Here is a 14,292-nt window from a genome sequence, read left to right on the forward strand (position 1 = left end):
AAAAAATATTTTATAATACATAGATGTTAAATAATTTAACAAAAAAACCTTAGGCATAGTTTTTGATAATAAAAGTAATAAATATATTAAAGCTTAAATTTCATGAAAAAAACCACCTTATTATTAGTTCTATTTATTTCTTCGTTAACACTTAAAGCTCAAGATGCAGCTACGGTTATTAATAAAATGATATCTGCCGTAAGTGCAGGCAAAACCTACGAATACACCTTAAATGAGGTGGAACGCATAAATGGGAAAAATATTTATAACACCATATTTACCAAAGTTCAAGAAAATCCTAAAAAAATATACCTGCATAATATAAAAGGCGAAAATGAAGGTGTTGAAGTTTTATATGTTCAGGGCGAAAGAGGCAATAAAGCATTGGTAAATAAAATGTTTGGAATTAAGCTAAGTCCTTTTAACAGCTTAATAAGAAAAAATAACCACCACACAGTGTTAGAAAGTGGTTTTGGTTTAGTTTTAAAATCAATAAAAGGTGCTAAGCAAAGAGCCATTCAAGAAGGGCGTTTTAATGAAGTTTTTCAGCTTGCCGGTTCAGTAACGTTTGACGGTCAGTCTTGCTATAAAATAATTATAACCGACCCAACTTTTACTTATGTAGATTATACCATTAAAAGTGGAGAAACTTTATACAGTATTTCTATGGATAAAGCTATTAACGAACAATTAATAGTAGAAAAGAATGGATTTAGTAATTTTAATAGTGGTAGTGCAGGGCAAACTATAAAGATTCCTTCTTCTTATGCAAAAAAATCTATACTATATATAAACAAAAGTACTTTTTTTCCCGTATACCAAGAAATGCATGATGACAAAGGCATGTTTGAAAAGTATGAATTTTTGGGCTTAAAGGTAAATCCAACCTTTACAACTGTAGATTTTAGTGAGGATAATCCAAAGTATAATTTTTAATGGTTAAAAACATTTTTATAATAAGACACGCTGAAGCCAACTCAGCCACAAAAGCTATGATAAACGACATAGATAGAACGCTTAGTGCTGACGGAATTAAAGATGCAACAAAAATGGGCGAATGTCTTAAAAACAAAAATGTAAAATTTGATAAAATTATAACCAGCTCAGCTTCTCGGGCTGTACATACCGGAGTTATTATTGCTCGCCAAACGGGGTTTGATGTTAAAGTAATTTCTGTTTGCGAAGAATTATATTTGGCTTCGGTAGATAAAATAATTGAAAAACTACAAAATAGCGAAGAGAAATACACTACTGTAGGCTTGGTGGCTCATAATCCCGGAGTAACGGAGTTTGCCTATTTAACAGAGCAATTTATAAATGTAAAAACCTGTGGCGTTTTACACTACCAAACTGATATAGAAAACTGGAAAGATTTAAAAATAGGAGATCTAAACTTTAAGTCTTATATCTGCTCAGAAGTACTTAGTGTTTAAAAATGTAAATTTCTTTTTCAAAGCTATTAAATTCTTTTAATAAATCTTCAAAAAAAGTTTTGCCCAATCGGGTATAAAGAGGTAGAAAATTGTCGTGCCTCTCTTGCAATGTTCCATTTGGGAAAACTTTATCCTTAACTTTTTCAAGTTGACTTAAAGTAGTTTCATGTTGTTTTTTTTCGGCACGTAGTATTTTATCTTCTAAATTGCTAAATGAGTTTATTGTTTTTTGCTCTTCGGCATTTACACTCTTTTCTAAATTTTTGTCTATTAATTTAACTTTTTCTTTAATAGTAGAAAACAGTTTTAGTAAATCATTCTTTTCAGTATTCAAATTAAGCTCATTGTCCGAAAACTGTTTTACCAACCGTTTAGCTATGCTATTATAATCTCCAAAAATATCTTCCGTACTCACATTCCATTCTTCTAAACGAAGCAAATCTCTTTGCGGTAATGTTAAAGCCATATCTCGCAACAAAATAATAGGCGGTACAATTTTATTAAAATTAAAAACCTCTTTAAGCTCCATCCAATACGAAACCTCTCCCGGTCCGCCCATAAAAACAACATTAGGCAGTACAGTTTCTTGATACAAAGGACGCAAAATTACATTGGGACTAAAATTTTCCGGATTAGAATTTAATTCAGCTAAAATTTCTTCTTTAGTAAAATATTTTTTGCTTTCCACAAGCTGAAAACCTCCGTTTAAGGCTTCTATTCTTTCTCTTTTGTTTTCGTTAAAATAAAATAGGTTTATATCTCGCGGAGTGGCTTGCACGTGGTAGTTTGTACTCAGATACTCTAAGGTGTTTTTTAAAGCCCGCATGGAAGCATTTTCTTCAATATCTTTTTGCATTACAGAAGCAAAACATTTCTTTAGCATTTTATCGTCTTGGTCTATTACTAAAAGACCAAAATCTTTAAACAAGTGCATTATCCACTGCTGAAATGCTTTTCCGTAGCTAACATTTTTATGAGTAAAAAAAGTTTTTATTTCGTTTAGCACGGCTCGTTCTGCATCACTATTTCCCAATATTTCTTCCAGTTGAGCTATTGCTTTTTCCATGCCTTTTAGGCTCATTCTGCCCACAGCTCCTTCTTCATCATTTTGCCACTCTATTTTTTTGCCATAAACATAGCAGTGGTTTATTTCTTCAAAATCATGGTCTTCGCTTCCCATCCAATACACAGGCACAAAATTATGCTGAGGGTATTTTTCTTTAAGTATTTTAGCCATTTTAATGGCACTTAGTATTTTATAAATAAAATAGCTTGGCCCTGTAAATAAGCATAATTGATGTGCCACACATATAGTGTAAGTGTTGTTTTCTTGTATTAAATTGAGGTTGTTTGCTGTTTTTGTACTTAAACTAAAACCTTGATACTGATTTTTAAGGGCATTAAATAGCTCATTTCTATTTGAAAAATCTTTTTTTAGCTCTATTACTTTTTCTATTTCTTTTAAATTTGGCTTAAACTGAGCTAAATCTGTTGTTTTTTCATTTTGATAAATGTAATCTTCAACTAATTTTGGTAATAATTCTATAGTTTTTAAGTCTATCTTTTTGTATAAATCCATTATAATAATTCTCCGTATAAATCAAAATCTGTAGCTTCTGTAATTTTTACAGTTACAAAATCGCCAATAGAAACATATTGTTTGGTGGCATCTATTAATACCTCATTATCTACATCTGGCGAGTCGTATTCTGTTCTGCCTACAAAATGCTCTCCCTCTTTTTTATCTATAAGTACTTTAAAAGTTTTGCCCACTTTCTGCTGGTTTAGCTCATAAGAAATTTCTTGCTGTACTTCCATTAGCTCATTTGCCCGCCTGTTTTTTTCTTCTTCGGGCACGTCATCTTCATATTTGTAGCCATGGGTATCTTCTTCATGAGAGTAAGTAAATACGCCTAAACGCTCAAATTTCATTTCTTCAATAAAACTTTTAAGTTCCTCTATATCTTTTTCTGTTTCGCCCGGGAAACCAACAAGCATGGTAGTTCTTATAGCTATTTCCGGCAAAATACTTCGTATATCGTTTATAAGCGTTCGGGTTTGAGCATTAGTTATTTTTCTTCGCATTCTTTGTAGCACATTGTCAGAGGCGTGTTGCAAAGGAATATCTAAATAATTGCAAATTTTGGGTTGGCGAGCCATAGTTTCTATAATCTCCATAGGAAATTGAGTGGGATAAGCGTAATGTAGCCTTATCCAGTGCAAACCTTCTATTTGGCACAAAGTATCTAATAAAGTACTTAAACTTCTTTTTTTATAAATATCTAAGCCATAGTAGGTAAGCTCTTGTGCTATCAGCATTATTTCTTTTACGCCTTTATTTACCAAGTTTTTAACTTCAGTAACTAATTCTTCTATTGGTTTAGAAATATGCTTGCCTCTCATTATAGGAATAGCACAAAAAGAACAAGTTCTATTGCATCCTTCCGAAATTTTTACGTAAGCATAATGGCGTGGTGTAGTAAGCAGTCTTTCGCCTACAAGCTCATGTTTATAGTCTGCTTTAAAAGTTTTAAGCAGTGCGGGCAAATCTCTGGTGCCGTAGTAGGCATCTACTTCGGGTATTTCTTGCTCTAAATTATCTTTATAACGCTGCGATAAACAGCCTGTAACGTATAATTTATCTATTTCGCCTTCACGTTTGGCATCAGCAAAATCTAAAATAGTATTTATAGATTCTTCTTTGGCTTTATCTATAAAACCGCAGGTATTAACTATTACTATGTTAAAATCATCTACTTTACTTTCGTGAGTTACATTTATGTTGTTGCCACGCAGTTGTGTCATTATCACTTCGCTATCTACTAAGTTTTTAGAGCAACCGAGTGTTACAATATTGACTTTATTTTTTTTAAGTGTCTTTGTTTTCATAAAATATGCACAAAGGTAATTATTAACCTGAGTTTGATTAACATTTATAAGAATAGACATTGAATAAAATGAAAAAGGCAAGGCGTGAAAGTGAAGATTTATCGGGATAAATCAAGGTTTAACAACGAAGCATTTTTTATTTTAGCAATGAGTAACAGCATAAAAAAGTTTTATGCTATTATATTTATACTTTATAAACAAACAAGAATCTACTTCCCAAAACCCTTTAAAGCGTTCTATTCTAAAAAGATTAATTAAACTAAGGTTAATAACTGAGCAATACAAGTTTTAGTTCTTTAAAATAGCTTAATAAAAAGTCTTTTTATCTCATTAAATTTGCAACATGCAGTTAATAGATTACAAAATTGAAAGACTTCAAGAGCTTAAAACGGTTTTAAATAAAGACAATGAAAGCCTGCAAACGGCTTGCAAAAGTGCTGAAATTAAAAATAAATGGTTTACTCAAACCAATATTTGGCAGGCTATAAACGCTATTAAAATTCAATTTTTAGATGCGGATAAATTAAGAAATTGGTTAAATGGATATAATATTAAACCTATAACTAAAAAAGTAGGAATAATATTGGCAGGCAATATTCCATTAGTAGGATTTCATGATATTTTATGTGCTTTTGTGCTTAATGCTCCTACTCGGGTTAAGCTATCATCAAAAGATGAGGTTTTAATGAAATTTATTATTCAGGAGTTGAAAAGAATAGACATAACTTGGGATGCTGAAATAATAGAAAAACTTACCGATTATGATGCCGTTATAGGCACAGGAAGTAATAATACCAACCGATATTTTGAATATTATTTTAAAAAAGTATCCCATTTATTAAGGGGAAACAGGCATAGCATAGCCGTTATAAACGGCTATGAAACAGAAAAAGAATTAGACGCTTTAGCCGATGATATTTTTCAGTATTTTGGCTTAGGATGTAGAAATATTTCTTTTGTTTTTGTTCCTGCACATTACGATATAAAGCAGCTTTTTCCCTATTTTGACAAATATAAAGATTACGTAAATCATAATTTATACAAGGATAATTACGATTATAATAGAACTTTGCTATTAATGAATAAAAATGCTCATTTAGCCAACGATTTTGTGATAGTAAAAGAAGATGAAAACATACACAGCAGGCTGGCTACTGTGCATTACAAATTTTACGAAAATACCGAAGAAGTTTTAGATTATATTTTAGACAACCACAAAGACATACAAACCATAGTAGGTAGCACAACAGACGAGTGGAAAAGTATTCCTTTTGGCAAAGCACAGCAACCTGCTTTAAACGACTATGCCGATAATGTAGATACGCTTGAATTTTTGTTAAAGCTGTAAAGCCTATAACAGAAAAAAGAGATAGTTTCTATTGCCCTAAAATTCAAATATTATTTCTATATTTGACGGAAATTGTCAAATTATGTTGGATACTTTAATTTCTATTGGCGATACATTAAAAGAAATAAGAGAAACTAAAGGTTTTCATTTACAAGAAGTTGCTGAGAAAACAGCAATAAATTATACTTCATTGAGTAGAATTGAAACAGGAAAAAGACTGCCAACAAAACCACAAGTACAAATTTTAGCTTCATTTTACAATTACAGCGAAAATGAATTAATTAAACAACTCATTAGTGATAAAATCATATACGAAATACAAAATGAAGATTTAGGAATAGAAGGGTTTTACCTTGCCGAAGAAAAAATTAAATATGGAAATTCACTTTTTAACAATTATGAAAATTTAGAAAAATTTGGTTTACACAGCAGAAGATACATTGGAAATAAAGCAAAATTAACTGATTGGATAATAGAAATTATTCAAAAAGAAACCATAGGAAATAACACTTTTATTGATGTTTTTTCAGGAACAGCAAGCATAGCAAAAGAAGCAATGAAAAGCTATAAAACAGTTGTTTTAAATGATATTTTATTTTCTAACAACATAGCATATCAAGCATTTTTTACTAAACAAAAGTGGGATAAAGAAAAAATAATTGAAATTATAAACGAATACAACACGTTAAATCCGAAAGATATTAAAGGAAATTATTTTTCTAAAAATTTTGGAGGTAAGTTTTATGAACACGATATTTCAAAAATAATAGGATACATTCGCCAAGATATTGAAAACAAAAAAGACGAACTAAACCCAAAGGAATATGCCATTCTTTTAACTTCGTTAATATATACCATTGACCGACTTGCCAATACAGTTGGGCATTTTGACGCATACATTAAAAAACCGATTGCAAAGCGACCCCTGAATTTTCGTTTAATTCAAACCGAAGATTTTGCAGGAGCAAAAATTTACCGAGAAGATTCCAATAATTTGGTTAGAAAATTAAAAGGCGACATTGCCTATATTGACCCCCCATACAATTCAAGACAGTACAGCAGATTTTATCATGTTTACGAAAATTTGGTACAATGGAAAAAGCCCAAACTTTACGGAGTTGCGTTAAAACCCGAGCCCGAAAATATGAGTAAATATTGTACGGTAAAAGCAAAAGAAGCTTTCAAAGATTTAGTCAGAAATTTGGACGTAAAATATTTAGCAGTTTCATACAACAATACTTACAAATCAAAAAGTAAATCTTCTAAAAACAAAATAAAATATGAGGAAATAGTTGAGATTTTAAACAGTATTGGAGAAACCAAAATATTTGAGCAATCGCACAAATATTTCAACACAGGAAAAACCAATTTTAACGACCACAAAGAGTTTTTATTTCTAACAAAAAAATATGACTAAATACAAAAAAACATATCGTTCGCCATTATTTTACGTTGGAGATAAATACAAACTTTACCCCAAAATCAGTAAATATTTCCCTAAAACGATAAATCATTTTATTGAGCCGTTTACGGGTGGCGGTTCTGTTTTTCTCAACGTAAATGCCAACGAATATTTATTAAATGATATTGATACAAACGTTATCAATATTCATCAGTTTTTAATTGAACAATCCAAAAATCCACAGGTATTTTTTAATAATGTTTTTGAGATTATTCAGGAATACAATTTATCACACTCTTACATCAAAGATATTGTTTCACAAGAACTAAAAGAAAAGTGGAAAAAAACCTATTACGCAAAATTTAACAAGCAAGGTTTTAATCAATTGAAATCAGACTACAATTCAAACAGCAAAAAAAGTGTTTTACATTTGTATTTGCTTTTGATTTATGGTTTTAACAGAATGTTGCGTTTTAATTCAAAAGGAGAGTATAATTTGCCTGTCGGCAATGTTGATTTCAATAAAAACACAGAAATTGCTTTAAATGATTATTTCCGTTTGACAAGACAGAAAAACATCACCTTTCATAATTTAGATTTTTTGGAGTTCTTTCAACAAATTGAATTTCAGGAAGAAGATTTTGTTTACCTTGACCCTCCTTATTTAATTACGTTTAGCGAATACAATAAACTTTGGAACGAAGAAACAGAAAAGCGATTGCTTAACTTTTTAGAATGGTTGGACACTCAAAATGTAAAATTTGCCGTTTCCAATGTTTCGCATTACAAGGGAAAAATCAATCATCAATTTTATGAGTGGAGCAAGCAACATAATTCTTTTGACATAAAAAGCAATTATATCAGTTATCATGACAATTCTAACAAAGAATTTAAAGAGGTTTTGATTACAAATTATGAACCTGAAATTACAACACCGACTCAAAAAACTATTAACTTTAAGGAATTTGAAACAGTAGAATAGTAATGGCTAAAAAAGAAGCAAAACCAAAACACCTTTATTTTGATACTACAATTAGAAATCCTGTTAGAAACAAACATTTTTTAAGGATAGCTTATAAATATAATGGCTCTGTTTTAACTAATGAGCTTTGCGAAACAATGATAAAAGATTTGGTTAAAGAAAAAGTTTTTTATCCTCAAGAAGCATTAAAAATTATTGACGATAAATCCCTTTCAGATAAATTTAAAAGCGATGATTTAATTACCGAAAAAGAAGCCGTAAAAATAATTAATGCATGGAAACCTACACATGCGGAGCCAGGGTTTAGAGGTTCAAAAAAAGATCCTCATTGGGCAGCAAGGTGGTTTAATTATTATAAATTAAGTAGAACTTTTGGATTAATTGATTTTACCGCTCCAGGTAAAGCTATTAGAGGTAAAGATTGCACTAATAAATTTGCTAAAAAGTTTCACGTAACAGAATTAGGCAAACTGTTAATTGATTCTATTCCAGAAAATGATGACCCAAGAGAATCTGAATTTACAGCTAAAGAAAATATTGTTTATGCTCATTGTTTAGCAAAATACAAATCTTCAAACCCTTTTATGAGAAGAAGTATTGTAAATTCTCCTTTTCCTTTGCTTTTAAAAACATTACAGCTAATAGAAGCTGACTCCGAAATGAAATCATTTATTAGGATTAGAGAAATACCCATTATTTTATTGTGGGACAATAACAATCCTAATGAACTATATAAATATATCAAAAAATTTAGAGAAGAAATTCCTGAAAACGCATCACACGATAAAATAGAGCAGTACATTTTAAAACGAACCAAATTTGAAAGTTGGACGGACGAAAAAACTATACGAAGTATTACTGATGAATATTATAGAAAAATATCTGCAACAGGCTTGATAGAAACTACTGTGTTTTCTATAAAATTGAATAAAAATCAAGAGAAGCTTATTGATTATATAATAGATTCATACTTAAATTTGCCTACGGATATATATTCTGATGAATCTACATATTTTTCATACGCCTCTAAAATTGATAAGAATATTTTAAAATTTGAAAGGGAAGAAATTTATGCCAGTGATAATCAATTGGATAATATCAATTCATTATTAACTTGGGAGGAGATAAAAGAAGAATTATTAAAGGCTTCATCGGGCAAAAAATCGGTACTTCCCCCTATTAAAGATGTAAAAGCATCTATTAGGTATGAATTTTTCTGTGCTTTAGGGGTAAAAAAACAATTTAAAAACACAAAAGTACAAGCTAATTGCAGGACAGATAGTATTGGTTGGCCAATTGGGCATGCAAGAGGTCAAAATGGTTCTAATACAGGAGCGGATATTGAGTGTTTTGAAACAAAATTTAATTTTATAGTTGAACCCACTTTAAGAAGAGATTCATCGGGTCAAATAAATGAAGGAGTGGCTATTTCAGACCATAGAAATGTTATGATAACAAAATTTGGGAAGGAAACTAAAATTATTTTTGTTGCTCCAAAAATACATCAAAGAATGATAGAATTTGAAAAGTTCTTAAAATTTGAAAATGATAGTGTAAAGGTTTTATACAATCAAAATACTAAAGAGTATTTGTCAAATTTAGAAGTACTAAACTCTTTTGAAGATTTATTGAAATAATCCACAATGTGAAAGACTATATACAAAGCAAAAAAAAAACCATGAGCAAATATTTCAATCAAGATTTCCACGATTTTTTTAAAGAATTGGCAGCCAATAATACAAAAGATTGGATGGACGAAAACAGAAAAAGATATACTAAAAATATTAAAGAGCCTTTTGAAAATTTTATAAAAGACTTACAAACTGAAGTAAGTAAATTTGATGAAGAAATATTAGTAAAACCTAATGATTCTATTTTTAGAATAAACCGAGATATACGTTTTAGCAAAGATAAAGCTCCTTATAAACTTGACCGTTCTGCCATAATTTCAAAACATGGAAGAAAAGACAAACAATATCCCGGGTTTTATATTTCCATATCGCCACAAGATACATATATAGGTGGTGGAGCTTATTTTTTAGAAAATGAAGCTCTACAAAAAGTGCGTCAAGAAATTTCTTATAACCTAAAAGAATTTGACCAACTGGTAAACAATAAAAAGTTTAAACAGAATTTTGGAGAAATTAAAGGCGAAAAAGCTAAAAGACTGGCTCCGGAGTTCCAAGAAGATGAAAAAGTACAAGCACTTATTGCCAATAAAGGTTTTTACTACATGAAAGATTTAGATGCTAATATTATTTTTAAAGATGATTTTTTAGAAACTATTGTAGAAAAATACAAAACAGCTAAACCATTTAACGATTTTTTAAGGAGAGCCATTTATCATTGAGCATTTTAAATAAAATAATATTATCGCCTTTTGCCTTGCTTTATGCAATGGTTATAGCTATCAGAAATTTTTTGTACAAAAAACGCTTTTTCCGTTCTGTTAAGTTTGGAGTTCCTGTTATTTGTATAGGAAATTTAAGCACAGGAGGCACAGGAAAAACTCCGCATATTGACTATCTGATAGCCACACTAAAACACAGTTATAGCATTGGCGTAATAAGCAGAGGATACCGAAGAAAAACCACAGGATATGCAGAAGTGCAAACAAATAGCAAAGCTATAGACGTAGGAGATGAACCGCTTTTACTCAAATGGCGACACCCCGAAGCTCACATTGCCGTATCGGAAAGTAGGGCTTTTGGTATTCCTAAATTAGTGCATAATAAAGAAGAAAATTTTGTAGTGCTTTTAGATGATGCTTTTCAGCACCGAGCTGTGCGAGCCGGTTTAAACATTTTACTTACAAAATACAATGATTTGTATATTGATAATCAAATACTTCCATTAGGGAATTTGCGAGAATTTAAAAGCGGAGCCGATAGGGCAGATATAATAATTGTTACCAATACACCAAAAGACATTTCAAAAGAAGATAAAAATGCGATTGTTGCTAAATTAAAACCTAAAAGCTACCAGTATGTTTTATTTTCAAACATTGTATATCAAAAAACATACTACATACAAAACAATCAAATTAAATTTGCTGAATTAGAAAAAGACAGCAGCATTATTTTAGTAAGTGGCATAGCCAATAATAATAGCTTAGTGCAATATTTAGAAAATAAATACGCCAATGTTTATCAGCGTAAATTTAGCGACCACCACCAATTTACTGCCCAAGATGTGGAATCAATAATCAGCACTTATAAAAATACTTCTGCAACAAAAAAGTATTTGCTTACCACAGAAAAAGACCTTACAAGACTATTGCCTTTCATTGAAGAATTTAATAAAAATGAAATTCTTATACATTGTTTACCTATAAGAATTAATTTTGCACCCGAAGAAAGAGAAAAATTTGATAAATTAATACACTTTTTTGTTGATACAACTTTAGAAGAATACTTAAATCAAGAATAAGAATGGAAAACGCAGAAATTTTAGAAAGGTTAAATGCTACGGTTAAGTTTATAAAATCTGTAATGGATTTTGAGCCGGAAATAGGAATAGTGCTGGGTAGTGGCTTAGGAAATTTTAGTAACGAAATAGAAATACTTAAAGAACTTTCTTATGAGGAAATACCCAATTTTCCGAGAGTTACGGTAAAAGGGCATACAGGAAGATTAATTTTAGGTAAAGTTAGTGGCAAAAACGTATTGGCTTTAAGTGGCAGATTTCACTATTACGAAGGTTACAATATGGAAGATGTGGTTTTTCCGGTTAGATTAATGAAACTTTTAGGCTGTCATTCTGTTATTATTTCTAATGCTTCGGGAGGTATAAAACCAGGACAAGAAGTAGGCGATGTAATGATAATAACCGACCATATTAACCTACAGCCCGAGCATCCGCTTAGAGGGCCAAACATAGAAGAGTTAGGGCCACGTTTTCCCGATATGTTAAATGCGTATCATTCAGATTATATAGCCATAGCAGAAAGAATAGCCAAAGAAAACAACATAAGATGCGATAAAGGCGTTTATGTAGGCGTGCAAGGTCCTACTTTTGAAACTCCCGCAGAATATAAAGCTTTTCATATAATGGGTGGCGATGCCGTAGGCATGAGTACCGTGCCGGAGGTTATAGCTGCTCGCCATTGTGGCTTAAAAGTTTTTGGTATTTCGGTTATTTCCGATTGTGGCTACCCACCGGAGGCTATGGAAGACATAAGCCATGATATGGTGCTGGCTGCTGCAAGCAATGCCGAGCCTAAAATGACTACAATAATAAAAGGTTTACTTAAAGAAATATAAATTAAGCAGCTTTGTTTAATATTAACATTGGGGTTTTTAACAACTGCAAACATACTTTTTGCCCAGCAAGAAGAAACCTACTATTACTACTATAAAGACGAGCCTACTACTTTTATTCCTATAGATTCTTCATTAAATAATTTAGAGGAATATAATTTTGTTCAAAGCAATACGTGGGACTATTTTAATTTAGGAAATACAGGACAAGCACACTATAAATTAGCTTTAGATTGGGATAACAAAATTGGGTTTAAAAATGGCATGACGCACTTTGACCGTTATAAATATGCTATGGATAGAATAAAGTATTACAATACTAAAAAACCTTATTCTGAAATTAGCTACACCATAGGAAGTAAAAGAGAAAATATATTTGGAGCTAAGTTTTCTCACAATATAAAAAACAGATTTGTTTATGGCTTAGAATTTCACCGTACATTAAGCAATGGTGTTTATAGAAATATGCCTTCAAAAAATGGGGCTTTTACGCTTTATGGTTTATTTACTTCTAAAAATGCACGTTATCAGCTGGGTGTAGATTTAGTTTTTAATAAAATTAAAAATGAAGAAAATGGCGGTGTTCAAGAGGATTTTGTAAACACGCCTTCGCTTAAAGAAAGCAATAAGGAATTTTATACGCCTTATATAACACAAGGACTTACACAACACAAAAACCTAAATTTACTAATAACAAATACTTACAATTTCGGTTTTCATAAAATAGATTCTATAAATGACAGTTTAAGCGTTAAAAAGTTTTACCCTTCATTTAGTATTAATTATAAAGTAGGAACGCAACGCAATACTTTTCAATTTGTAGATAAAGCTGCCGATTCTGTAAATTATTATAATGATTATCTTAATTTTTATCAAGTAGAGGATTCTACTTATTATAGATTATATTATCATCAAATACCCAATCAGGTTTCTGTTAGCTACTCAGGATTAAAAAAGAATACCGATAGCATACAATATTTTAATTTTAGGGCAGAAGCTGGCGTGCAGCACGATAATATTGAACTTTGGCAAAACCGTAAAGAAATGACTACCAATAACTTACATGTTTTTGGTTTGATACAAAGCAATGAATTTTCTAATAAAAAATGGCAATATAAAGCAGAAGGATATTATTATTTAACGGGTTATAATCAAAATGATTGGAAAGTAAACGGTTATTTTGCTTATGATTTTGGTAAGTGGGGTTATGCTAAAGCATCGGGGAGTGTGGAGCAGCAAGAAGCCAGCTGGATAGAAAACTCTTACTACTCAACAAGCAAAACGTGGGAAAACAATTTTAAGAAAAAAAGTAAAGCCACCGTAGCATTAGATTATCATATTCCTAAGTTAAAATTAAAACTACATGGCGAATACGATATTTTAGGCAATTATATTTATTTTAACCAAAACAGCGAGCCAACACAACTAAATGGAGCATTACAATACTGGCAGCTTACTGTAAATAGTGAATTAAACTACAAAATACTTCATTTTGATAATTTTGTAGGTGTGCAAGGTAGTAGTCGCAAGGATATTTTAAGAATACCTACAGTTTTTTTGCAAAGCAGTTTATATGTGCAGGGAAAATTATTTAAGAAAAAAATGCAAGCCTGGTTTGGTGTAAAACTTACATACAATACTAATTTTTCTGCTTATGCATGGAATCCTTTAATTGGGCAATTTTATTTACAAGACCAGCAAACTATGCACTACACGCCACGTTTAGACGCATTTTTAAGTTTTAAAGTAAAAACCTTGCGTGTTTTTGTTACCGCCAATTACTTAAACGAAGGCTTGATAAAGAAAAACTATTACACCGCACTTCATTACCCCGACAGAGGTCGCATTTTTGCCGGTGGTTTAGTTTGGCGATTTTTTGAGTAGGGTTCGTTATCCTAAGTAAAGCAAAAAAAAATCGCAAACAAATTTTATCTTTTATTTTATCCGCATGGCTTGTGGCAACTTTGTCATAGTTATGT

12 protein-coding genes are annotated in these 14,292 nt (G+C 30.9%); 10 read left to right on the top strand and 2 right to left on the bottom strand.

Annotation, left to right across the window (positions count from 1 at the left end):
* Positions 1-102 precede the first annotated feature (102 nt).
* Entirely contained in the window at positions 103-936 is an 834-nt protein-coding gene (locus H6578_03430) for a DUF1571 domain-containing protein (protein ID MCB9226213.1), read from the top strand.
* A complete protein-coding gene (locus tag H6578_03435; protein MCB9226214.1) occupies positions 936-1,433 on the top strand; it encodes a histidine phosphatase family protein in 498 nt (165 codons plus the stop codon). Before H6578_03430 ends, H6578_03435 begins: the two co-directional genes overlap by 1 nt.
* Here H6578_03435 and bshC read toward each other — a convergent pair.
* Entirely contained in the window at positions 1,423-3,012 is a 1,590-nt protein-coding gene (bshC, locus tag H6578_03440) for a bacillithiol biosynthesis cysteine-adding enzyme BshC (GenBank protein ID MCB9226215.1), read from the bottom strand. The genes H6578_03435 and bshC overlap by 11 nt on opposite strands.
* The gene (gene rimO / locus H6578_03445; protein ID MCB9226216.1) at positions 3,012-4,322 is read right to left on the bottom strand and encodes a 30S ribosomal protein S12 methylthiotransferase RimO; all 1,311 of its coding nucleotides are present in this window, start codon (positions 4,320-4,322) and stop codon (positions 3,012-3,014) included. Before rimO ends, bshC begins: the two co-directional genes overlap by 1 nt.
* Positions 4,323-4,665: 343 nt before the next feature.
* On the opposite strand from rimO, the gene H6578_03450 reads away from it, so the two are divergent.
* From H6578_03450 to H6578_03485, 8 genes are all read left to right on the top strand, one after another.
* Positions 4,666-5,670 carry an acyl-CoA reductase gene (locus tag H6578_03450; GenBank protein MCB9226217.1) on the top strand — a complete coding sequence of 335 codons (1,005 nt, stop codon included), beginning with the start codon at positions 4,666-4,668 and terminating at the stop codon, positions 5,668-5,670.
* Between the two features lie 82 nt (positions 5,671-5,752).
* Positions 5,753-7,087 (top strand): DNA adenine methylase, encoded by a 1,335-nt coding sequence (locus H6578_03455; protein ID MCB9226218.1) that lies wholly within the window; start codon positions 5,753-5,755, stop codon positions 7,085-7,087.
* Positions 7,080-8,054 carry a Dam family site-specific DNA-(adenine-N6)-methyltransferase gene (locus tag H6578_03460; protein MCB9226219.1) on the top strand — a complete coding sequence of 325 codons (975 nt, stop codon included), beginning with the start codon at positions 7,080-7,082 and terminating at the stop codon, positions 8,052-8,054. Before H6578_03455 ends, H6578_03460 begins: the two co-directional genes overlap by 8 nt.
* Positions 8,055-8,056: 2 nt before the next feature.
* Positions 8,057-9,691: an AlwI family type II restriction endonuclease gene (locus tag H6578_03465; protein ID MCB9226220.1), complete on the top strand. Its 1,635-nt coding sequence runs from the start codon at positions 8,057-8,059 to the stop codon at positions 9,689-9,691.
* Between the two features lie 41 nt (positions 9,692-9,732).
* Entirely contained in the window at positions 9,733-10,404 is a 672-nt protein-coding gene (locus H6578_03470; GenBank protein MCB9226221.1) for a DUF2461 domain-containing protein, read from the top strand.
* The gene (gene lpxK / locus H6578_03475; protein MCB9226222.1) at positions 10,401-11,483 is read left to right on the top strand and encodes a tetraacyldisaccharide 4'-kinase; all 1,083 of its coding nucleotides are present in this window, start codon (positions 10,401-10,403) and stop codon (positions 11,481-11,483) included. The genes H6578_03470 and lpxK overlap by 4 nt, the downstream gene beginning before the upstream one ends.
* A 17-nt stretch (positions 11,484-11,500) precedes the next feature.
* Positions 11,501-12,316: a purine-nucleoside phosphorylase gene (locus H6578_03480; protein ID MCB9226223.1), complete on the top strand. Its 816-nt coding sequence runs from the start codon at positions 11,501-11,503 to the stop codon at positions 12,314-12,316.
* A 27-nt stretch (positions 12,317-12,343) separates the two neighbouring features.
* A complete protein-coding gene (locus H6578_03485; GenBank protein MCB9226224.1) occupies positions 12,344-14,197 on the top strand; it encodes a hypothetical protein in 1,854 nt (617 codons plus the stop codon).
* Positions 14,198-14,292 lie beyond the last annotated feature (95 nt).

It is taken from the genome of Chitinophagales bacterium (genome assembly GCA_020635995.1).
Taxonomy (GTDB): Bacteria; Bacteroidota; Bacteroidia; order Chitinophagales; family UBA8649; genus JAFMKE01.

Excerpts from the sequence above, each read along its gene's own strand:
- bshC (MCB9226215.1), bottom strand. The coding sequence starts at position 3,012 with ATGGATTTATACAAAAAGATAGACTTAAAAACTATAGAATTATTACCA.
- H6578_03450 (MCB9226217.1), top strand. The coding sequence starts at position 4,666 with ATGCAGTTAATAGATTACAAAATTGAAAGACTTCAAGAGCTTAAAACG.
- H6578_03435 (MCB9226214.1), top strand. The coding sequence starts at position 936 with ATGGTTAAAAACATTTTTATAATAAGACACGCTGAAGCCAACTCAGCC.
- rimO (MCB9226216.1), bottom strand. The coding sequence starts at position 4,322 with ATGAAAACAAAGACACTTAAAAAAAATAAAGTCAATATTGTAACACTC.
- H6578_03430 (MCB9226213.1), top strand. The coding sequence starts at position 103 with ATGAAAAAAACCACCTTATTATTAGTTCTATTTATTTCTTCGTTAACA.
- H6578_03465 (MCB9226220.1), top strand. The coding sequence starts at position 8,057 with ATGGCTAAAAAAGAAGCAAAACCAAAACACCTTTATTTTGATACTACA.
- H6578_03460 (MCB9226219.1), top strand. The coding sequence starts at position 7,080 with ATGACTAAATACAAAAAAACATATCGTTCGCCATTATTTTACGTTGGA.
- H6578_03455 (MCB9226218.1), top strand. The coding sequence starts at position 5,753 with ATGTTGGATACTTTAATTTCTATTGGCGATACATTAAAAGAAATAAGA.
- H6578_03470 (MCB9226221.1), top strand. The coding sequence starts at position 9,733 with ATGAGCAAATATTTCAATCAAGATTTCCACGATTTTTTTAAAGAATTG.